The organism is Dapis hubbardiae BLCC-M172 (genome assembly GCF_050016015.1).
Lineage (GTDB): Bacteria > Cyanobacteriota > Cyanobacteriia > Cyanobacteriales > Microcoleaceae > Trichodesmium.
Genome location: NZ_JBNHEQ010000144.1, coordinates 1 through 22,166 on the forward strand (window position 1 = coordinate 1; position 22,166 = coordinate 22,166).

Sequence of the window (22,166 nt, forward strand, 5' to 3'; positions counted from 1 at the left end):
CTCCCCTACTCTCAATCTCTAATTTTAAATAGACCCCTTCAGGGGTTCTATAGAAACCCTAAGCGTATCTCCAGAAAATAGGTCTGAGGGAGAAACAATTAATAATTTATGGGTAAAAATTGATTGGATGATTGGATTTTGGGATATCTCTAATACACCCCATCACCCCCACTCCCCATCACCCCCTCTACTTTTAAATAGATCCCTTCAGGGGTTCTATAAGATTGTAGTCGATACTGATAACTGATAACTAATAACTAATAACTGAAATGACAACCGTCGTAAAAACAGAAACTGCTAGACCAGTTACACCATTAGGTATTTTAGTAGAACAACTTGAAACAATTGTCAAGATGGCAGAAACTACAGAAATACCATCAGAACTAGCTGATGCTATTAAACAAGCTTATCAATTAGGAGCAGGTATTGACCCCTATATAGAGGAAAATACTACTCAAGAGTCAACCGCTTTGGCAGCATTAGCAGAAAAGACTCGCCAAGAACCATGGAATTTAAGATTTTCCAATAGTGAGACAGTACGTCAGCTAGAACAGGAAATGTTATCTGGACATATTGAGGGGCAAACTTTAAAAATGTTTGTCTATATGACTGGAGCCAAACGTATCTTGGAAATAGGAATGTTTACTGGGTATTCAGCCTTGGCAATGGCAGAAGCTTTGCCAGAAGATGGGCGGATGGTTGCTTGTGAAGTGGATCAATATGTATCTGACTTTGCTAGAGCTTGTTTTGACAAGTCTCCTGATGGTAGTAAAATATCAATCGAAGTTGCTCCAGCTATAGAAACTATGAAAAAGTTGGTAGATGCAGGAGAAACTTTTGACTTAGTGTTTATTGATGCTGATAAAGGAGGGTATATAGAATATTTTAAAATGCTCTTAGATACAAATTTATTAGCAGCAAATGGATTTATTTGTGTCGATAATACTTTACTCCAAGGGCAACCTTATCTCCCACCAGAAAAACGTACTCCTAATGGAGAAGCGATCGCTCAATTTAATAGTTTTGTAGCCAAAGACCCCAGAGTAGAACAAGTTTTACTGCCTTTACGAGATGGGGTGACAATTATTAGACGAAAGTAGTTATGATTTAAGGAATAAGTAATAGGGAATAGGGAATAGGGAACAGTTAGAAAAATATTTCCGCAAGAAGTTGCTAAAAGTCGAAAACCTTTTGTAAACTGATTTTAACTTTTTGCCTTTTACCCTATATAGTATAATAGTCGAAGCAAAGGTTAGGAAATTTATAAACCCTAAAACAGTTTAATAGTCTGCTGTTCCCTATTCCCTAGCGCGTAGCGCTATATAACTTCCTCAATATTCGGTAACATCATAAATATTACCGAATATAAATAACTATGACCAAATGCTACTAACAATTTTTAAGAGCAAACTGCATCGACTTAGAGTAACCGAAGCACAATTATACTACGAGGGTTCAATTACTATTGATGAAGAACTACTAACAACTGCCAATATTCTGGCTTATGAAAAAGTACAAGTAGTCAACGTCAACAATGGTGCACGCCTAGAAACTTACACTATTCCTGGAGAATGGGGCAGTCGTACTGTGTGCCTCAACGGTCCCGCAGCCCGGATGAATACCGTCGGCGACGAGATAATAGTTATTGCTTATGCACAAATGACCCCAGAAGAAGCACTTCTACATCGTCCCCAAGTTATTCTAGTTGATGAAAATAATAACCCACTTAATTAAGGGAGTGTGGGGAGGGTGGGAAGTGTGGGAAGTGTTGGAAGTGTGGGAAGGGACTCAAAAGTTTCACTAAATATATGCTTTGAGATTTAATCAGCAAGCCCCTAATTCAAGGCTGTATTCATCACCCTCATAGAATTAAAATTATTATCTCTACAAAACTACTAATATGGCACTAATATTATTTGTTCAAGGACGTGCTTATGCACTATTCCAAAATCTCGGAACTCTTGCATTATTATTCATTCTTTTACCATTCAATTTATTGAAGGTAATACCGTCACTATTGTGGAATTTTATTACTAAACCATTTACAAAAAATGTAGGGTTTTGGTCTCCAAACCCCCAACCAGAAAATCCCAAAAATATCTTAATTACGGGTGCAAAAATGACAAAATCTTTGCAACTTGCCCGTTCATTTCATGCAGCAGGTCACAAAGCTTTTTTATTAGAAACAAATAAATATTGGTTATCAGGAAATAGATTTTCTAACGCCGTTACCGGTTTCTACACCATACCTGCACCAAATAAAGATTGGGATGGTTATTGTCAGGGATTATTAGAGATTGTCAAAAAAGAAAATATAGATGTATTTATTCCAGTATCTAGTCCAGCAGGAAGCTACTATGAATCTTTAGCAAAACCACTTTTATCTGAATATTGTGAAGTCTTACATTTTGACACAGAAATTACTCAAATGTTAGATAATAAATTCACATTTATCGAAAAAGCTAAAAGTTTTGGTTTATCTGTACCAAAATCATTTTTAATTACAGACCCACAACAAATTCTCAACTTTGACTTTGCTGCTGATGGGAGTAAATATATTCTGAAAAGCATTCCTTACGACTCAGTGCGTCGTTTAGATATGACAAAATTGCCTATGAATTCTAGAGGCGAAATGGAACAATTTGTCAAAGGTTTGCCTATTAGTGAAGAGAAACCTTGGATTATGCAAGAATTTGTGAAAGGCAAAGAATATTGTACCCATAGCACTGTTAGAAAAGGTAAAATTAGACTCTATTGCTGTTGTGAATCATCAGAATTTCAAGTAAATTATGAACATATTGATAATCCCCAAATTTATGATTGGGTAGAAAAATTTGTTAGAGAATTAAATATTACTGGGCAAATTTCTTTTGATTTTATTCAGACAGAAGATGGTCGAGTTTTTCCTATAGAATGTAATCCCAGAACTCACTCAGCAATTACAACTTTTCACGACCATCCAGGGGTAGCAGATGCTTATTTAAAAGATAGTCAAAATGATAATGAAAAGCCAATATTACCACTGCCAAATAGTAAGCCTACTTATTGGACTTACCATGAATTATGGAGATTGACAGGCATTAATTCATTAGAGAAATTCCAAGCATGGATTAAAAGAATTACTGAAGGAACAGATGGTATTTTTCAAGTGAATGACCCCTTACCATTTTTAATGGTTCACCACTGGCAAATTGTCTTATTACTACTCAATAATTTACGCAAATTTAAAGGCTGGGTAAGAATTGATTTTAATATTGGCAAACTGGTAGAATTGGGAGGAGATTAAATAATTGATAATTGATAATTGATAATTGATAATTGATAATTGATAATTGATAATTGATAATGAAAACTATCTATAATTATCAATGATCCCTTGAAATTGAAAAGTCTAGTAGTAGACTGACACAGCTAAAACTGTGCAATAGATTTTTTGTTTCTAGGTGTCTTTTTCTCCCCACCCTCCCCACATCTAACGCACCATTTAAGGTGTGTCGGTCCAGTAGGGTGCGTTTCCCTGCGCAAACGCTAACGCACCCTACTGGACTATTTAAGACGAAACAGTCCACTACTGGCACTTTGACAGGCAAGATGCCTGTGCTACTCATTTAATTAAAATGGAAAAACAAATTTGGATTGCGATCACATTTATTGCCTTTTTATTGTCATTTACAATAGTAGGCATTTACTCTGCAACCCAAAAACAAAACACAACAACAGATTACTTACTGGCCAGTAGAAATGTCAATCCCTGGTTAACAGCACTATCAGCGATGGCAACTGGTCAGAGTGGGTATCTATTTATTGGTGTGATTGGTTTTACCTACAAAGTCGGATTTTCTTCTATTTGGATACCCGTCGCCTGGGCAATAGGAGACTACATTGCTTGGTGGTTAGTATTTAAAAGGTTAAGGTTAGTTTCTCAGCAAACAAACTCAGATACAGTTTCCTCATTCTTAGGTCAAGAAAATCTGGAGCAAAAAAATCAAGGGCGTTTGATTACAATAATTTCAGCGTTAATTATTATAGCATTTCTCGGTACTTATGCCTCCGCTCAATTGGTAGCAGCAAGCAAAGGACTAAATGCTATATTTGGCTGGAACTATCAACTAGGAGTTATTATAGGAGCTGTAATTGTAGTTGCCTACTGTTTTTCAGGAGGTATTCGTGCTTCTATCTGGACCGACTCTGTGCAGGCAGTTTTAATGATAGGATCTTTATGGGTTTTGTTTATAATAAGTTTAATTGCCTGTGGAGGGTTTGGAGAACTTTGGGTCAAACTTAATGCCATTGACCCCACCCTCACAAATTGGATACCTGCTAATTTACCTTGGGGATTTTTTCCTTACTTTTTGGGATGGGTGGTGGCAGGGTTGGGTGCTGTTGGTCAACCTCATATATTAGTGAGAGCAATGGCAATTGACTCGGCAGATAATATAGCCTTAGCTCGTAACATAAAATTTGTCTGCGGTCAAATGAATTCTGCTACAGCTTTTGGGATAGGATTAACTGCAAGAGTATTGTTGCCCGACTTAATAACATCAGGAGACCCAGAGTTAGCATTACCTAATTTATCTATAGAATTATTGCCAGCAGTTTTGGTAGGATTGATGTTAGCAGGACTATTTTCAGCAGCTATTTCGACAGCAGATTCCCAAATTTTATCATGTTCTGCTGCACTAAGTCAAGATTTAGTCGAGAGTGCTGCTCAGTCTTATAGAAAGGCTAAAATTGCCACCCTGGTTGTTACCGCTATTGTATTAGCGATCGCTCTAGGAGCAGATAATAGTGTATTTGGTTTGGTAATTTTCTCTTGGTCAGTTTTAGCTTGTGGTTTAGGTCCATTATTAGTATTGCGGGTCTGGCAAAAACCTGTAAGTGTGCCAGTAGCAATTATAATGATGATTATTGGTATAGTCGTTTCCATGCTCTGGAAGTTAGGGCTTAACCTATCAAGTGCTACTTATGAAGTATTTCCCGGTATGGCAGCAGGCTTTATTGTTTATGGGATTGCTAATTTTCTGATTCAGCCTAAAAACTTCAGTAAAGAATAAAATTATACTAAATTATTGTGTATTGAGATTTTATCTTCCCTATTCCCTATTCCCTATTCCCTATTCCCTATTCCCTGACTAATGAAATTAATTTAAGATATGAAATCAAGAATTTCATTCCCTATTCCCTATTCCCTATTCCCTATTCCCTGACTAAAGATGAACGCTCAAGCTAAAGTATTACAATTCAACCATTTATCACTATTACCGATAGACTCCTTAGCTGCATTATTTGGTAGCTTGGTTTGTTTATCCTTAACACCAATTTTCATCCGTTTCAGCGAATATGAACTTGGTCCAAATGCTACAATATTTAATCGTTTTTGGATTGCAGCTATAGCCTTTGGGTTACTGAGCCAATTACTAACGGTGCGTCGCCGAAAACGAAAAAATGAAACTAAAATTGAACCAGAGAAACCCCATCTAGCTAACACAGCAAAGCTACTGATAGCAGATGGGGTTCTTTTATCTATTGGTTTGATATTCTGGTCTTGGTCTCTAACTCAGACAACCATTGCTCACTCTAGCATTATGCATAATTTGGTGCCTATCTTTACCGTCTTAGGAGCATGGTTAGCTTTGAGTCAAACCTTCGATCGCCGATTTCTACTGGGTATGTTTGTAGCCATCTGTGGTTCCGCCTTATTAGATATAAATGACCTTTTATCATTCAGAATTAGCGAACAATTACTAGGAGACTTAGCAGCATTACTCTCAGCAGTATTTTTTGGCATACACCCACTCATCATTCAGAAACTTCGGACTCACTTAAGCCCAGTCACAATTATGAGTTGGTCTTCAACAACCAGTGCTTTATTGCTCTTACCTGTAGCTCTAATTGCTGAGAATCAACTTTTTCCCAACTCATTAACTGGTTGGCTTGCAGTAATTGCTCAAGCTATTGTTGGTCAAATGCTAGGTATAGGTCTTTGGGCCTATTGTTTGAAAAAATTATCTGCTGGGTTTACTAGCTTAGTTGCATTATTTATTCCGGCTCTTAGTGCGATCGAAGGTTGGGCAATTTTCTCAGAAAACCTTAACCTATCGACTTCGGTAAGTTTCTTGATAATTTTATGGGGAATGTATTTGGCAATCTCTAGTACATCTGCTCTAAACTCAGAAGTTGAGTCTTCTCATTAAATATAAGTTTAATTACTGCATCTACCAAAATTTTCTCTTATATAAAATCCGGTTATACAGTAATTGCACTTATTACTTTCTATGAATACAGATATTCTTAAATACAAGTTATACAATTTTATTAGTTCCAATCTTTTCTTTCTCCTGACTCCTGTACGGGCGTTAACGATAGTTATGCGAAGCTAACGGCCGTTTCGCGGAGCGACATGTTTGCGGAGCATTCCGTCAGGAAAACGCCCCTACGACTCCTGACTCCTAGAGCGATATGATAACTAATTACCAGGATTTTCTCTTAATGTATATATCTTTGATATTTGCAATTAACAATTAATTAAAATTAATATTTCTGGACTAACAATCAAAGTTACTATTGAATTAGCAGAACAATAGAGAATAATTAGTAATGAAATTAGAAATAATTAATCAAAATCAACATTCTTCCTCAGCTATAATTCCTACATTACGGGTATTACACCTAGCTGGTTCCTGTGTTTCAGACTTCTATTACAACCTATCAATACTCTATGCTAAAGAAGTAGTACAACCAGTTGGTGTCAGTAGTTATTATGCAGTGGTACATCCTGATGGTCTTTGGCAGTTGGGAACATCTTTAGACTCATTGTCAGAGAAAATGTCACTCCAGGATATGACACCGCGGCTGCCTCAGATTGATGTTGTAGTTCCCCATATGTTCTGCTTTCCTGGGATGACCAGTTTTCGGGCATTTTTTGAGGATATTCTCGGTATACCTGTAGTGGGTTCACCATCTCATTGTACCTCACTAGCAACTAACAAAGCTCAGACACGCAGCGTTGTGTCTGCATCTGGGGTCCGAGTGGCTAATGCGCAGCAACTAAGGCGAGGAGATACATTGACAATGAAGCCTCCTTTTGTGGTGAAACCAACCTCGGAAGACAACTCTTTAGGCGTGACATTGGTGTGGGATGAATCTCAGATAGAAGCAGCATTGGATAAGGGGTTTGAATTAGATGAGACTTTGTTAGTTGAAGATTATATTCCTGGAAGAGAATTGCGTGTGGCTGTGGTTGAGCGAGAGGGTAAGTTGCAAGTATTACCAATGATAGAGTATTTAGTCACAGAAGAACACCCTATTAGAACGGTGCATGATAAATTGGAACTCCAATCTGACGGAACTCCTGGAAAGCAACCTGAGAAACCTACAGTCAAGCCAATTTGTCCTGCGAATGTCACCCCAGAATTATTTGAGAAACTAGGAAATGCAGCTAAAACGGCTCATATTGCATTGGGTTGTCGCGATTATTCTTTGTATGATTTCCGGGTACACGCGGAAACCAATGAGCCATATTTGCTAGAGGCAGGCTTATTTTGGACTTTTGGAAAAATAAGCATGATTACGCGGATGCTTCAAGCTGATGGGCAAAGTCTGGAAGATGTTGTTTTGGAGTTGTGGAGTACAGCAGCAGGGCGGACTCGCGTAGCTTGTGGTTCGTTGTTTAAGTGGAATTAAAGGAGGTGTTCAATCGAAATACTAGGAATTAGCGAAAAACTAAGGTATAAAGCCTCCCCTTTTAAGGGGATAATAAATAAAAATTTTGCTGTTTGTCAATCCTCTTATTTTCAAGGAGAGATAATTCTAAATTCTTAATTCTAAATTCTTAATTCTTGAAGCACCCAAACAAGAAACCGGGTTTATTCCCTTAATTATTTTCAACCCACAAAATTTCCTTGATCAACCCGGTTTCTGAGAACAATAAAACCTACCACTTAACTACTAAAGATGTTATCTCGGAACAACATTTCAAAAACAAACTCCTCCCTGAATTCTCCTAAACTCGGTATTATCGGATGTGGCAATATTGGAGGGCGACAAACTGCTAATTTTATCGCCCACGGTTACTCGGTTTATATCTATGACATCAATTTAGATAGAATGGCAGAGTTAGAATCTTTGGGCGCTCATGTTACCCATAGTTGTGCCGAACTTGGTACTTATTCAGATGTGATTTTTACTTCTCTACCTACTCCTGGTGATGTTGTCAGTGCTGTGCTAGAGGGAGAAAACAACCTGAGTCAAGGATTGCGAAGTGGTAGTATTTATATAGATATAACCACTAATTCTCTAGAAACAATATTTAGACTTCACAACGCTATGGAGAAACTAGGGGTTGAGATGTTAGATGCTCCTTTTAATGATTGCCCTGAAGGTGCAAAAAGTGAGGGAGGTATGGGTTTAGCTGTTATGGCAAGTGGTTCAAGGAAAACTTTTGAGCGAGTCGAACCTATCCTCAAGCTGATGGCTGACCACGTTCTCTATTGTGGAGAAGTTGGTAATGGAACTCAATGCAAACTTATCCATAATGCGGTGAATGCGGTTGCCGTTCAAGCAGTTACAGAAGGCATTACACTGGGTTTAGCTCAGGGACTACCGCTACAAACTATTTGGGATGCTTTGCGTTTCGGTGCTTTTGGTCAGAACGCTGGAGATATTCATGGTTTGCCTCACTATTGGTTTTCCCGACGTTGTGATGACTTGTCTGAGCATCCTGACTTTACTGTTAAATTACTGCATAAAGATTTGCGACTAGCTCTGGATATAGCTAGTCAGCAAAATATATCTGTTCCTCAGTTGAGTTTGACAGTTAAAGATTATGAAGAGGCAGTGCGCAAGGGTTTCTCTGATTATGCTACTACTAAAGTTCGATGTTTACAGGAAGAGCGAGCTAGAGTAGTTGCTAAAGTGACAGAGGGCGATCGCTTCTAAATAGTTGGGGAGTGTGGGAAGAGATTGAATTATAAATATATATTAGATAGATATCTGGTGAAAATCAAAAATAGAATCAATTCTTATCCATAAATTAATTATCAATTACTTCTCTGTGTTCCCTCTTTTCTGGAGAGATTTATTATATCAAATCTACTTAATTCGGTATAAAAAAATGTTTGCTCTTCAGCTATTGCCAAATCTTTCTAAATTCTTTCTCGTCCTAACTCCGTGCCTCCTGAATCCTGATATAATTACACTGATGCTACCATATTTGATATTATATAATCAGATTCTATCTCATTAGACATCTCCAAGAATCAAAAATAAAATCAATTATTTCTTCCTATTTCCTTTTCCCTATCACATAAACGATGAATAATCAAGGTATTTCTACTTTAAAATTGCGGCCTACTTCTCACATACAGCAAGCAAATTGGTTTCTGTATAAGTTTAATCCAATAGGTCTAGCTGATAAAATATCTATAGCAATTAGGATAAAATATTCTGTAGATATTGCAACTTTTAAAAAGACACTACAAATATTAATTGAACGTCATCCTATTCTCCGCAGTTTATATTCTGAACAAGATGGAAATCTAATTTCAGAAATCCGGGAAAATGTGGAGATTGACTGGGAAGAAATAGATGCTTCATCCTGGAATAATTCAGAATTAAATGAACAATTATCGGAGCGACTAAAACTTCCCTTTACTCTGGAAACTGGTGGAGTATTTCGTGCTTGTTTATTTAGTGTTTCGACAACAGAAAATATTTTGTTGCTGACTCTGCATCAAATAGCAGGCGATCGCTACTCCCTATCAATATTACTGGATGAGTTTGTAAATATTTACGAGTCAAAAATTAATGATATTAGTTCAAATTTACTTCCACTAAATACGACTTATTCTGATTATATTGAGCAAGAGTTAGAATTTCTGAATAGTTCGTCAGGAAAAGAAATTGGCGATTATTGGCAGAAAAAGTTAGGGGATAATTTACCTATCCTAGAATTACCAACAAGTTTTTCTCGTCCGAGTATGAGAACTTATAATGGTACTGCTCTAAAATCAACTATCAACTCTCAATTAACTCAACAAATTCAACAATTAGCAAAAACCCTAGAAATAAAACAGGAAGAGATAATATTAGCAGTATTTAAAGTTCTGCTTTACCGCTACACAAGAGAGGAAGATATTCTGGTTGGTTTATTACAAAACCGAGAAAATCAACCATCTTTTGCGGGAGTAGTAGGCAATTTTACTAATATTACAGTTGTCAGAAATTCAGTCTCAGACAACATTAAGTTTACAGATTTTTTGAATCAAGTTAGCAAGAAAGTATTTGAGATTGATAATTATCGAGATTATCCTTATCCTCTACTTGTCAAACAATTAAAATCTGCTGACTTGAGTCATTATCCAATCTGTCAAGTTGGTTTTGGTTATCATAAATCTCAGAAATTATTAAAGGCAAAAGAATTAGAGTTAGAATACTATGAACTGCCACAACAAAAAGTAGATTTTGAATTGAGTTTAGAAGTAACAGAATTACCAGACTCTTTGTTGACTGAGTTTAAATATAATAGTGATGTATTAGAGATTAAAACTGTTGCTCAAATTGCCGAACATTTCCAGAATTTACTAACAGCATTTGTAGAAAATCCTGAGACACCAATTAATAAATTACCAATTCTGAGTGAAGCAGAAAAACAGAAAATTTTAGTAGCATGGAATGATACTAAAAAAGATTATCCTCAAGACATTTCTATTCATCAATTATTTGAGAGTCAAGTCGAGAAAACACCAGACGCAATAGCAGTAATTTTTGGTGAAGAAAAACTGACTTATTCTGAGTTAAATAATAAAGCAAATCAACTCGCTCACTATTTGCAAAAATTGGGAGCCAAACCTGAAACTTTAGTAGGAATTTGTGTCGAACGTTCCCTAGAAATGGTTGTGGGATTATTAGGAATTCTGAAAGCAGGAGCGGCTTATGTACCGTTAGATTCCAGCTATCCCTCAGAACGTTTAGCTTATATGATTTCTGATTCACAAATTTCAGTATTACTGACTCAGAAATCATTATTGACATCTTTGCCAGAAAATAAAGCACAGGTTGTTTGTTTGGATAGAGACTGGGGAGCGATCGCCGAATTTTCTACAGCAAATTTGAGCAGTGGAGTCACCCCAGAAAATCTAGGTTACATCATCTATACCTCCGGTTCCACAGGTAAACCCAAGGGAGTTGCCATGAGTCAACGCGCTTTGGTTAACTTGATTATGTGGCAAAAAGAAGAAGCAAATGTAGGTGAAGGTGCCAGAACATTACAATTTTCTCCCATTAGTTTTGACGTATCCTTCCAAGATTTTTTTGCCACCTGGCATTCAGGAGGTACTCTAGTCTTAGTTTCTCAGGAAGTCAGACGTGATAGTTTTGCTCTGATGAAATTTATGGTTGAGACTCAGATAGAGAGGATATTTCTTCCTTTTGTAGCATTGCAGCAGTTATCATTGGTTGCTCCTCAATGTGAAGTTTTACCTCCATTGCGGGAAATAGTCACAGCAGGAGAACAGTTGCAGGTGACTCCAGACTTAGTGGCAATGATGAACCGACTTCCCAACTGTAAACTGCAAAACCAATACGGACCTTCAGAAAGTCATGTTGTTTCTGCTTACACCTTAGAAGGTGCTGCTGAGAATTGGCCGAAACTACCGCCTATTGGTCGTCCTATTGCTAACGTTCGACTTTATATTTTGGATAGAAATTTACAACCAGTTCCCATCGGTGTTCCCGGAGAACTATATATTGGTGGAGTTAGTGTTGCCAATGGTTATCTGAACCGCCCAGACTTGACAGCGGAAAAGTTTATTACTTTGGAAGGGAACAGGGAAGAAGGAATAGGGAATAGGTTATATAAGACGGGAGACTTATCTCGTTATCTACCTGATGGCAACATCGAATTTTTAGGTCGCATTGATAACCAAGTTAAAATTAGGGGTTTCCGCATTGAAATTGGAGAAATTGAAACTACTCTCAGTCAACATCCCATAGTCAAAGAAGCGGTAGTATTAGCAAGGGAAGACAAACCTGGTAATAAACGTTTAGTCGCGTATGTTGTGCCCGAAACTGAAACCACTCAAGATGTTGTACCCCAATTAAAACAATATCTCAAGGAAAAATTGGCAGAATATATGATTCCCTCAGCTTTTCTGGTGTTGTCAGAACTACCCTTAACTTCTAGTGGCAAAATTAACCGTCGCGGTTTACCTGCACCCGATATTTCTAGTTTTAGTCAGACCGAAAATTTTGTTGCCCCGCGCGATCGTACAGAAGAGCAACTAGCACAAATGTGGTCAGAAATTTTGAATATTAATCCAGTGGGAGTTAAAAGTAATTTCTTTGAGTTAGGAGGTCATTCTCTTTTAGCTGTTAATTTAATGGCAAAAATTCAACAACGGTTTGGGAAACAATTACCTTTATCTACTCTATTTACTAATCCTACTATTGAAGATTTAGGAAGTTTAATTCGAGGAGAAAGTCAAGTTACTTCTTCTTCTCTAGTTCCCCTACAAACTCAGGGAAATAAACAACCATTTTTCTGCGTACATCCTGCCGGAGGTCATGTATTTTATTATCAGGAATTATCCCAATATTTAGGTAATAATCAACCTTTTTATGGTTTACAAGCCCAGGGGTTTAGTGAAGGGGAAAAAGTTTTGACAAAAGTTGAAGATATGGCTGAGTTTTATATCAAAACTATCCAAGAATTTCAACCAAAAGGACCCTATCAAATAGGTGGTTGGTCTTTTGGAGGAGTTGTTGCTTTTGAAATGGCACAACAGTTACTTCAGCAAGGTGAAGAAGTTAGTTTATTAGCTTTGTTAGATCCTTGGGTTCCTATTTTATTAGACCCTAATAAAAAAATTGATAATATGTATATGAGGGGTGTATTGAGTCGTTACTTTGGAGGTATGTTTGGTCGAACAGATTTAGTTACGGAAGATGAATTATTAGGTTTAAGTTCAGAAGAACAAATAGAGTTTATAATTGATAAAGCAGAGAAATTAGAATTATTTCCGAAGGAAGCTACTCGCGAACAAAACCGACGCTTTGTTGATGTAATAATTGGTACTTTAAAAGCTACTTATAGTTACAAACGTCGTCCTTATCCAGGAAAAGTAACAGTTTTTCGGGCGCAAGAAAAGCATCCTCATGGCATAGATCCTCAATTAGTTTGGGTAGAAATGTATGTTATTTTAGATGTAGATGATATGGAAGTTGTTATGGTTCCTGGTAATCATTTTACATTTATTAAGGAACCAAATAATAAAGTATTAGCAGAACGTTTGAGTGAGTATTTAAAGTAGGTAAGCTTTCAGCGGTCAGCTATCAGCTATCAGCTTATCGTAGGGGTTTGGTCTCCAAACCCTCCCAGAAATGAAATTAGGAAATAAATTATCGTAGGGATTTGGTATCCAAACCCTAGCATAAATGAGATTAGGAAATAAATTATCGTAGGGATTTGGTATCCAAACCCTAGCATAAATGAGATTGAGAAAGCAAACCCCTACGGTTTTTTTCACAAATCATTGTCATATTGTTATATCATGTTTAATTGAATAATTAGACTTTGGTAGAAGGAAAGCAGAGAGCAGAATTTTTTTCCATTGTGATAACTGATAACTGATAACTCATAACTACAAAAATCTATGCCTTACAGTAAATTTACCTTAGAAGAACTAAAACAAAAATTTAATATAATTCTGACAGGTAACAAAGGAAAATTTAACAACTTACCAGAAGTTGTCCCTAGTCAATTTCTGATTGAAGCCTTAGAAGAATATTTACCTTTAGCAGTGGCAATAGGTTCTGAAAAGGCTCGATCTGAATTAATAGTTGCACCAATCTTAGTAGCAGTGAGAAAACATTTAAACAAACAGATAAGTTTATTTTCTGGTACTGAATTTAATGTTGACATAGAACTAGGATTAAATGGTTTTTGTGATTTTATTATTAGCAATTCAACCCAACAAGTTTTCATCGAATCACCAGTTATTGCCTTAGTAGAAGCTAAAAACGATAATCTCAAATCTGGTTTAGCTCAATGTATAGCAGAAATGGTTGCCGCTCAAATTTTTAACCAACGTCAAGGTAACAATATTTCCCAAATTTATGGGGTTATTACTACTGGAACTGTTTGGCAATTTTTAGAGTTAGAAGGTGAAGCAGTGGTATTAGATTTACAGGAATATTCTGTCGAAAACTTACCAAAAATTTTAGGAATATTGACCAGTTTTGTTAGTTAATAATTATGCTTTTATAGTATAGTAATATAGCAATCCTAAAACTGTAGTGTTTTGGTCTCCCAACCCAACCAAAAATAGGATTTGGAAACAAATTATCGTAGTGTTTTGGTCTCCCAACCCTCCCAGAAATTAAATTGGGAAACAAATTATCGTAGTGGTTTGGTCTCCCAACCCAACCAAAAATAGGATTTGGAAACCAAACCCCTAAAACTTTTCTTCCACGAATCATCTCGTATTACTATAGTAGAAAAATTGGAGAATAATTATGTTAGGAACAGCATCAGAATCTAAGAAGAAAATTTACCGAATTATCTACGGTTATTGGCAAAGTCAGTGCGTTTATACCGCCACAAATTTAGGTATCCCAAATTTACTACATTATGGACCACAAAATGTTGATATAATAGCAGAAAAAACTGGAACAAAAGCAGAAAAACTTTATGTTGTACTGCGTGCTTTAGCTCATTTAGGAGTATTTGTAGAAAAGCCAGGGCGTGTTTTTGCTGCTACAGAATTATCCGAACTTTTAATTACAGATGATTCCCCATCTATCGGTCATTTTTTAATGCACATTACAGAACCCGATATGTGGGATGGTTGGCGAGAATTAGAAAGTAGTTTAAAGACTGGAGAAGTACCTTTTGAACTAGCTAAAGGAAAGGATTTTTATAGTTCTTTTATGACAGAAAATCCACAAAGTAAATATCTCTTCAATAATGCCATGAGTTTCCTAACTGCTGAAGCTGTCGATCCATTGTTTGAAGTTTATGATTTTAGTCGTTTTCAAACAGTGATGGATGTAGGAGGAAATCAAGGAACATTAATTGCTAATATTGTTAAAAGGTTTGGCTGTAAAGGAATTTTATTTGACTTACCCCATGAGGTAGAAACTGCTCCTAATAATATCTCTAAATATGGAGTTCTTGACTCAGTAAAAATTGTAGGTGGTAGTGCTTTAGAATCTTTACCAAAGGGTGCTGATGCGATTACAATGAAGTATTTTCTATCAGTATTTAGTCGGGAAGATTCTATTAAGGTGCTGAGTAACTGTCGAGAAGCTCTCCCTAAAAATGGTAGGGTAATACTTTTACAAACTTTAGTTCCTTCTTTAGGAGCGCCTGTAGAATATCCTGATGGCACAATACCTGCTTTGGCAGCAGTGCAAATGATGATTACTAACCCAGGGGGGCATTGGCGTACAGAAGAGGAATATAAAGATTTGTTTGCAGCTAGCGGTTTTCAACTCGAACAGGTGGTTTATACTGGCACCAGTCTGACAGTTATGGAGTTTAGTATATGTTGAAATAGCACTCAGCACTCAGCTATCAGCTATCAGCTTTTCAAGGTCTCTCTAAATTTTTGAGAAATGGTATCGCTGAAGTCAGAAGTCAGTAGGGGCGAATGGCCATTCGCGCGTACAGGAGTCACGAAGGAAGAGGGGAGAAAGAAAGTATAAAAAGCAGAACGTTTTTTGGTCGCGTAAGCGGAACGGAGTTCTATCACGCTCTTATCCGGACATGATATAGAACCCCTAAACGGATCTATCTTTTACATAGACGCGGAGACGCGGAGACGCGGGGAGATGGGGAGATTGAGAGATGGGGAGGTGAGGAGATGGGGTTTTGGGGTTCTATAGAACCCCTGAGTGTATCTTTTCTTGAAATACAAAGGGTTTAGGAAAGCTGTTTAGTCGAGCCTAATCACAATAAGGGTTCGGGAAACCGAAAAATTATGAAGGCTTAGACTGCCAGAATCATAAAACCCAGATGGGTATTCAACTCGTAACTTGTTAAATAGATACGGTTAGGACTTCTATAAGATGTTATAAACAAGAAACCGGGTTTATTACCCTGATTATTTTCATCGGGAAATTTCGTCGATAACCCGGTTTCTGCGGGACTGATAACTATTAACTGTTAACTAGCTATCAGCTTTTTCTTAGGTCATCCTACGCAAACAGCATTTAGCTATCAGCTAAAAATTCAAGGGTAAGTCCCCCACAAGAGTTTGAAAAATTAGTGGCGCGCTTTGCGTGGGGGTTTCAACCCCCCATTATACACCTTGAAAAGCTGATTGCTGAAGTGCTGAGTGCTGAGTGCTACTTCAACTGATAACTGATAATAGTTGCTGAATCATTCTTTCTGCTTGAGAAGCATAACCACCACCAAATAGATTAAAATGATTCAAAATATGATATAGATTATAAAGAATTTTCCTCTGTTTGTAGCCATCATCTAAAGGCCAAACTTCATTGTAACCACGATAGAAAGCAGCGGGAAAACCACCAAATAATTCTGTCATGGCAATATCAACCTCGCGATCGCCCCAATAAGTCGCCGGGTCAAAAATAATGGGTTCTCCATCCGCAGTAACCGAAGCATTCCCTCCCCACAAGTCACCGTGAACTAGAGACGGTTTTGGTTGATGACCTGCTAATAATTCTGGAATAATTTTCAGCAAGCGATCGCCCTGACTAAAACTGCCACCCCGACGCTTTGCTAACTTAAGTTGATAACCAATGCGATGTTGTGCCCAAAATTCTGCCCAGTCTGCTACCCAAGTATTAATCTGGGGTGTGGAACCGATAGTATTATTAATATCCCAACCAAATTCGCTTTTTCCTTGATAACGATGTAAAGCAGCTAAGTTACGCCCCATCTGTTCCCAAGATTTATCGTTTCCGCGACCACCTAAGTCTAACCATTCTAATACTATATAACAATTATTTCCTTCTGTTCCATAGCATAAAGGTTTAGGAACTCGAATAGTCTGGGTTTCGCACATTTGCTTTAACCCCAATGCTTCTGCTTGAAACATTTCTACTAGGGAAGCTTGATTAATTTTGACAAAATAGTTGCGAGTGCCATCAGTTATTTGATAACCACTGTTAATGCAACCTCCACCGACGGAACTATGGTTAGTGACTTCAAATTTTTCCTCTGTTACTTGGGCGATCTGTTCGGCAATTTCTTTCCACATAATTATATTATAGGTATTATTTTTTTGTTCCTATGATACTATGGATATAGTAGTCTATCATAACCTTGGTTTTTATACCCGCACCATCTTGCGTTTCCAGATATTTCCGTTTTAGTCAATCGTTTTTTTACAGAAATTTAGCTGCTTCGGAAAAGTTGGAAACAATAGAATCATTATTGACACAAGTCCAGTAGGGTGCGTTAGGCGCTTGTTTGCTCAAGAGAAAGAATATTTTTTCTGTTGCGCCGTAACGCACCTTTATCGATTGGTTCGGTGCGTTACGCTGGCGCTAACGCACCCGACAAGCTCCGCGATCGCACTGAAAAGTTAGCAGAAAAATTAAGAGCTATGGGCATCATTTTTGTAGGGTGCGTTAGGCGTTTGGATTGGAATACTTTACCTGATATCGGTAGATTTTTAGCCGTAACGCACCGAACCAAGTCCAGTAGGGTGCGTTAGGCGCTTGTTTGCTCAAGAGAAAGAATATTTTTTCTGTTGCGCCGTAACGCACCATTATCGGTTGGTTTGGTGCGTTACATTTCATTTTTCCTGACGGAATGCTCCGCAAACATGTCCCGCAGGGAAACGCACCTTACAAGCTCGCTTTTTCTGAGGCTTAAGAAAATCATGAGTCATGATCGCCTACTTCCCTTGAACGCAGAAATTATTTATTTATAGTTTCTCATATTTCAACCCCATTATCATTTTTCTTGACAAAACTTAACTACTAAGTAGGTGAGCATAGATAAATCCAATAAATATTATACTATTTCTCAAAAACTTTATCTATTTCAGAGTAGGGGAGTAGGGGAGTAGGGGAGTGTAGGGACGTTGCATGCAACGTCCCTACGGGAGAAGTAAAGATAAGAATAATTAACATTAACTTGCCTCAAATCAGCAAAAAGGTGATTCTACAAAGGTAATTACTTAATAACTGAAGTGTTGATCAAGTATAGCATTACTTTTGGGAATTGGTATTAGAGGGCGGATAAGCGAGAACTAGATCGCGCTTACGTCAAGGCTTTCGGTTAAACCCGCCCCTACAATTTTATTAACGTTTAATTAGACCTACCTACTAGACTGACACATCTAAAATGGTGCTTTAGGCGTAGGTTGGGTTGAGGTATCGAAACCCAACAACAATAAGGCTTTGTTGGGTTTCACTATCGTTCTACCCAACCTACATTTTTAGGCGTGTCACGCCAGTAGTGGACTGACACGCCTAAAATGTTGCAATAGTAGGGGTGGGTTCTAGTTCAAATTAATCAGGCTCAACCATATTGAGATGAACCTGCCCCAACGATCGAGCAAGCTAAAACAAATATTGAACAAATTAAGGAGCAGTAATTTAGAAAAGCATCAATTAATACTCAATTAGCAACTATCGAAGAAAAGTTAAATAACTTAGTAGTAGTAATTCTATACAGTCAAAACTTTTAACAAAACCTCTGCCATTTCTTTACATCCCACCTGTTTCATTCCTTCGGACATAATATCCCCAGTACGATAACCCTGCTCCAATACTTCCAAAACAGCTTTTTCAATTTTGTCTGCTGCCACAGGTTGCTCTAAAGCATAACGTAACATCATTGCTGCACTTAAAACTTGTGCCAGAGGATTAGCTTTATCCTGACCCGCAATATCTGGCGCCGAACCATGAACAGGTTCAAACACTCCCGGTCCAGAAGCACCTAAACTCGCAGAAGGTAACATCCCAATACTCCCTGTCAACATAGCAGCAGCATCAGAGAGAATATCCCCAAATAAATTTCCTGTAACGATAGTATCAAATTGTTTTGGCCAACGAACCAACTGCATAGCAGCATTATCTACATATAAATGAGATAACTCCACATCTGGATATTCTGGGGCAAGTTGGGTAACGCGATCGCGCCACAACTGAGACACTTCTAAAACATTTGCCTTATCGACGGAACACAACTTACCCCCTCGTTTCTGGGCAGTCTCAAACCCCACCCTAGCAATACGGTCAATTTCTGACTCAGTATAGGCCATTGTATTGACACCTCGTTTTTCTCCTGTCTCTGTCTCAAAAACCCCCTTGGGTGTGCCAAAATAAACCCCACCTGTTAATTCTCGCACTACCATAATGTCCACTCCTTCAACTATGTCTCGTTTGAGGCTAGAAGCATCTATTAATTGGGGCAAAATTTGGGCAGGCCGTAAATTAGCAAATAATCCTAATCCGGCCCTTAGTCCTAATAGTCCAGTTTCTGGCCGTTGATGGCGCGGTAAATTATCCCACTTATAACCACCGATGGCTGCTAATAGTACCGCATCACTATTACGACACATTTCTAGAGTTTGAGCGGGTAGGGGTTCCCCAGTAGCATCAATGGCCACTCCACCAATAGGAGCTTCTTGAAATTCAAAGTTGAGGTCAAATTGGCCACCAACTACTTTCAAGACATCTACCGCCACTGCCATAATTTCAGGGCCAATGCCGTCACCGGGAAGTAGAGTAATGCGGTAGTTCATCATGTTCTATATTTTTAATTTTGTACGAGTTAGTTTGTGATTTAGCTAAATATTAACTATATAGCAATTTTCATCAGGGATGAGATATAAAATTTTAGCTTTTAAGAAAGACTGTATCTGAGAACAGGGAACATAAAAGAAGAAAAACAAGTCTTCTCTACAATGAGAAATACTCTTAATTACAATTTCACTGATTAATGTTTTTTAAGTAATCTCAGTTCTAATACTTTAGCTTCAATCTATAGGGAGTAGATTTCAATATTATTTGTTTAGTCTTGTGCCAGGATTTTTCAGAAACTATTAAATCTGTTATTTCCTAAAAATAAATATCATCCTACTTAGAGTAGCAAAACAAATTGATTTATGAAGAGTATAATGTAAATTATCTAGTTAAATTAAATTGATTAACAATGAAGAAATCATTATTTTTTCTTAATAAATTCATCACAAATCTGGCTCTGTCTATGATATTCGTTAGCTTAGTTAGTCTTAATAGTATAGCCCAAACAAAAACTGAAGAAAAGTCTGCTGCTTGTGTCATCGTTGATTTTGATGGTAGAATTACGACTTCTGGACCTTGTAAGGTTACGTTAACAAAAAGCAATTCTGTTACTGACATTGATATTAATTGGGATGGTTCTACTACCACTCAATTTTCTATGAATAAATTTCCTAGTGATGGAACTTATAGTGTAGAAATTAGCAATGGGGAAAGAGTTAGTATGAAAGTTGAGAAACAAGGCAAAGTATGGATTTTTCAAAGCGGTACGGGGGTTAGAGGTAGAGTAATATTTACAGATTAATATTTCTATAGAGCAGGGATAGCACAAAACAAATAGTATGATATACGAGAGAAATTGTTTCAGATTTAAGCTTTTACTGATGTTATTATTTATGCAATAATTTCAGCTATAGTTCTGTTAATTAAAATTGATAATTATGCGACAATACTTAACTATTATTCCTCTACTTTTAATCTCTATCTTGGGTGTCAAAATTTTATCTATTCGTACATCTAATGCAGTAGATTACTCACAAAACAAAACTGATAAGTTTTTATTAGCTGCTGCTAGTAATTGTGAAGTTTCAATGCCGACTTCTGAAACAAATGAACGTTTAGTTTTGAATGTTCGAGAAGTACCAAATGGTGATGCTGATATTGTTGATACAGTTGATGATGGAGAAACAGTCAAATTAGAAACACCAGGCAATATTGAAGGTTTGTTTTGGGTGAAGATTATTCAGCCTGTTGTAGGATATGTTTGGACAGAGTATCTGACAAATTGTAAATAATTTTTTTGTCTTCTAAATATATTAATCAATATTAGACTCAGCTAGAGAAATAAAATTTGTTTTTAAGCTGAGTTATTTTTATTGCTGAAATTGTCAGATTAACCCAACTTTCTACTAATATCATTTCTCAAAAACTTCTCTACATTTTCTTGATTAGGGTACCCACACCTAAGCCCTTCAAGGAGGAGAGTAGGGGACTGTTCAACAATTAATTATTAATAATTAATAATTAATAATTACCTCTTCTATAATAGAGGGATTGGCTAAAAGGATTTTTTTTGTCTTTTCTCCATGAATGGAGAGGCTTTATACCTTAATTTTTCGGTAAACATCAGAATAATTAATACGCTCGTGACTAATAATTATTGCTCTGCTGATTAAAGATAAAAGCCTTGACAGATCAAGCTAAGTGACTTTTTAGGTCGGAAAAAAGTACCAACTTTTAGGTCGAAAAGGTTCAAAAATTTAGCATTTTTTGCTCAATATTTAGAGAAAAATCACTCTTACTATTATTCCGACTACCTCCTCTAAATTCCCCATTTTTCCTGTACGGGCGATTTCCTACAACTACTAAAAAACTTTTTCAGCAAGCCCTAATTATCAAATAAGTTATTCGGTCTGTTTTCATTAAATTATCATCTAAGTATAGCATTACTTTTGCTAATTGGTATCACTACTAAAGACAGATAAAGCTAAGTGACTTTTTAGGTCGAAAAGGTTCAAAAATTTAGCATTTTTTGCTCAATATTTAGAGAAAAATCACTCTTACTATTCTTCCGAATACCTCCTCTAAATTCCTCATTTTTCCTGTACGGGCGATTTCCTACAACTGCTAAAAAACTTTTTCAGCAAGCCCTAATTATCAAATAAGTTATTCGGTCTGTTTTCATTAAATTATCATCTAAGTATAGCATTACTTTTGCTAATTGGTATCACTACTAAAGACAGATAAAGCTAAGTGACTTTTTAGGTCGGAAAGGTTCAAAAATTTAGCATTTTTTGCTCAATATTTAGAGAAAAATCACTCTTACTATTCTTCCGAATACCTCCTCTAAATTCCTCATTTTTCCTGTACGGGCGATTTCCTACAACTGCTAAAAAACTTTTTCAGCAAGCCCTAATTATCAAATAAGTTATTCGGTCTGTTTT

At 36.9% G+C, this 22,166-nt stretch carries 15 protein-coding genes; 13 read left to right on the top strand and 2 right to left on the bottom strand.

From position 1 onward, the window contains the following. Positions 1 to 269: 269 nt before the first annotated feature. The 10 genes from ACP6PK_RS12500 to ACP6PK_RS12545 all read left to right on the top strand — a co-directional run bounded on the left by ACP6PK_RS12500 (position 270) and on the right by ACP6PK_RS12545 (position 15,549). Positions 270 to 1,100: an O-methyltransferase gene (locus ACP6PK_RS12500; protein WP_426559879.1), complete on the top strand. Its 831-nt coding sequence runs from the start codon at positions 270 to 272 to the stop codon at positions 1,098 to 1,100. A gap of 283 nt (positions 1,101 to 1,383) precedes the next feature. After that, positions 1,384 to 1,734 carry an aspartate 1-decarboxylase gene (gene panD, locus ACP6PK_RS12505; protein WP_426559880.1) on the top strand — a complete coding sequence of 117 codons (351 nt, stop codon included), beginning with the start codon at positions 1,384 to 1,386 and terminating at the stop codon, positions 1,732 to 1,734. A 166-nt stretch (positions 1,735 to 1,900) separates the two neighbouring features. Then, positions 1,901 to 3,286, top strand: a complete 1,386-nt coding sequence (locus ACP6PK_RS12510) for an ATP-grasp domain-containing protein (protein ID WP_426559881.1) — start codon at positions 1,901 to 1,903, stop codon at positions 3,284 to 3,286. A 331-nt stretch (positions 3,287 to 3,617) separates the two neighbouring features. Beyond that, positions 3,618 to 5,054: a sodium/proline symporter gene (locus tag ACP6PK_RS12515; RefSeq protein ID WP_426559882.1), complete on the top strand. Its 1,437-nt coding sequence runs from the start codon at positions 3,618 to 3,620 to the stop codon at positions 5,052 to 5,054. Between the two features lie 159 nt (positions 5,055 to 5,213). Next, positions 5,214 to 6,194, top strand: a complete 981-nt coding sequence (locus tag ACP6PK_RS12520; protein ID WP_426559883.1) for a DMT family transporter — start codon at positions 5,214 to 5,216, stop codon at positions 6,192 to 6,194. 403 nt (positions 6,195 to 6,597) lie between these two features. Continuing rightward, entirely contained in the window at positions 6,598 to 7,683 is a 1,086-nt protein-coding gene (locus ACP6PK_RS12525) for a D-alanine--D-alanine ligase family protein (protein ID WP_426559884.1), read from the top strand. 270 nt (positions 7,684 to 7,953) lie between these two features. Continuing rightward, on the top strand, positions 7,954 to 8,937 hold the full coding sequence (locus ACP6PK_RS12530) for an NAD(P)-dependent oxidoreductase (RefSeq protein ID WP_426559885.1): 984 nt from the start codon (positions 7,954 to 7,956) through the stop codon (positions 8,935 to 8,937). A gap of 374 nt (positions 8,938 to 9,311) precedes the next feature. Further along, a complete protein-coding gene (locus tag ACP6PK_RS12535) occupies positions 9,312 to 13,307 on the top strand; it encodes a non-ribosomal peptide synthetase (protein ID WP_426559886.1) in 3,996 nt (1,331 codons plus the stop codon). Positions 13,308 to 13,649: 342 nt separating this feature from the next. Then, complete coding sequence (locus tag ACP6PK_RS12540) at positions 13,650 to 14,246, top strand: hypothetical protein (RefSeq protein WP_426559887.1); 597 nt, start codon at positions 13,650 to 13,652, stop codon at positions 14,244 to 14,246. 265 nt (positions 14,247 to 14,511) lie between these two features. Then, positions 14,512 to 15,549 (top strand): methyltransferase, encoded by a 1,038-nt coding sequence (locus ACP6PK_RS12545; RefSeq protein WP_426559888.1) that lies wholly within the window; start codon positions 14,512 to 14,514, stop codon positions 15,547 to 15,549. Positions 15,550 to 16,349: 800 nt separating this feature from the next. Here ACP6PK_RS12545 and ACP6PK_RS12550 read toward each other — a convergent pair. Beyond that, positions 16,350 to 17,225, bottom strand: a complete 876-nt coding sequence (locus ACP6PK_RS12550; RefSeq protein ID WP_426559889.1) for a fructosamine kinase family protein — start codon at positions 17,223 to 17,225, stop codon at positions 16,350 to 16,352. Positions 17,226 to 17,465: 240 nt separating this feature from the next. Between ACP6PK_RS12550 and ACP6PK_RS12555 the strand changes: the two genes are divergently transcribed. Beyond that, the gene (locus ACP6PK_RS12555; protein ID WP_426559890.1) at positions 17,466 to 17,684 is read left to right on the top strand and encodes a hypothetical protein; all 219 of its coding nucleotides are present in this window, start codon (positions 17,466 to 17,468) and stop codon (positions 17,682 to 17,684) included. A gap of 960 nt (positions 17,685 to 18,644) precedes the next feature. Here ACP6PK_RS12555 and leuB read toward each other — a convergent pair. Beyond that, positions 18,645 to 19,727: a 3-isopropylmalate dehydrogenase gene (leuB, locus tag ACP6PK_RS12560; protein WP_426559891.1), complete on the bottom strand. Its 1,083-nt coding sequence runs from the start codon at positions 19,725 to 19,727 to the stop codon at positions 18,645 to 18,647. Positions 19,728 to 20,134: 407 nt separating this feature from the next. Between leuB and ACP6PK_RS12565 the strand changes: the two genes are divergently transcribed. Then, entirely contained in the window at positions 20,135 to 20,527 is a 393-nt protein-coding gene (locus ACP6PK_RS12565) for a hypothetical protein (RefSeq protein ID WP_426559892.1), read from the top strand. 136 nt (positions 20,528 to 20,663) lie between these two features. Beyond that, complete coding sequence (locus ACP6PK_RS12570; RefSeq protein WP_426559893.1) at positions 20,664 to 21,017, top strand: SH3 domain-containing protein; 354 nt, start codon at positions 20,664 to 20,666, stop codon at positions 21,015 to 21,017. The last annotated feature ends 1,149 nt before the right edge of the window (positions 21,018 to 22,166 follow it).

Excerpts from the sequence above, each read along its gene's own strand:
- ACP6PK_RS12500 (WP_426559879.1), top strand. The coding sequence starts at position 270 with ATGACAACCGTCGTAAAAACAGAAACTGCTAGACCAGTTACACCATTA.
- panD (WP_426559880.1), top strand. The coding sequence starts at position 1,384 with ATGCTACTAACAATTTTTAAGAGCAAACTGCATCGACTTAGAGTAACC.
- ACP6PK_RS12510 (WP_426559881.1), top strand. The coding sequence starts at position 1,901 with ATGGCACTAATATTATTTGTTCAAGGACGTGCTTATGCACTATTCCAA.
- ACP6PK_RS12515 (WP_426559882.1), top strand. The coding sequence starts at position 3,618 with ATGGAAAAACAAATTTGGATTGCGATCACATTTATTGCCTTTTTATTG.
- ACP6PK_RS12520 (WP_426559883.1), top strand. The coding sequence starts at position 5,214 with ATGAACGCTCAAGCTAAAGTATTACAATTCAACCATTTATCACTATTA.
- ACP6PK_RS12525 (WP_426559884.1), top strand. The coding sequence starts at position 6,598 with ATGAAATTAGAAATAATTAATCAAAATCAACATTCTTCCTCAGCTATA.
- ACP6PK_RS12530 (WP_426559885.1), top strand. The coding sequence starts at position 7,954 with ATGTTATCTCGGAACAACATTTCAAAAACAAACTCCTCCCTGAATTCT.
- ACP6PK_RS12535 (WP_426559886.1), top strand. The coding sequence starts at position 9,312 with ATGAATAATCAAGGTATTTCTACTTTAAAATTGCGGCCTACTTCTCAC.
- ACP6PK_RS12540 (WP_426559887.1), top strand. The coding sequence starts at position 13,650 with ATGCCTTACAGTAAATTTACCTTAGAAGAACTAAAACAAAAATTTAAT.
- ACP6PK_RS12545 (WP_426559888.1), top strand. The coding sequence starts at position 14,512 with ATGTTAGGAACAGCATCAGAATCTAAGAAGAAAATTTACCGAATTATC.
- ACP6PK_RS12550 (WP_426559889.1), bottom strand. The coding sequence starts at position 17,225 with ATGTGGAAAGAAATTGCCGAACAGATCGCCCAAGTAACAGAGGAAAAA.
- leuB (WP_426559891.1), bottom strand. The coding sequence starts at position 19,727 with ATGATGAACTACCGCATTACTCTACTTCCCGGTGACGGCATTGGCCCT.
- ACP6PK_RS12565 (WP_426559892.1), top strand. The coding sequence starts at position 20,135 with ATGAAGAAATCATTATTTTTTCTTAATAAATTCATCACAAATCTGGCT.
- ACP6PK_RS12570 (WP_426559893.1), top strand. The coding sequence starts at position 20,664 with ATGCGACAATACTTAACTATTATTCCTCTACTTTTAATCTCTATCTTG.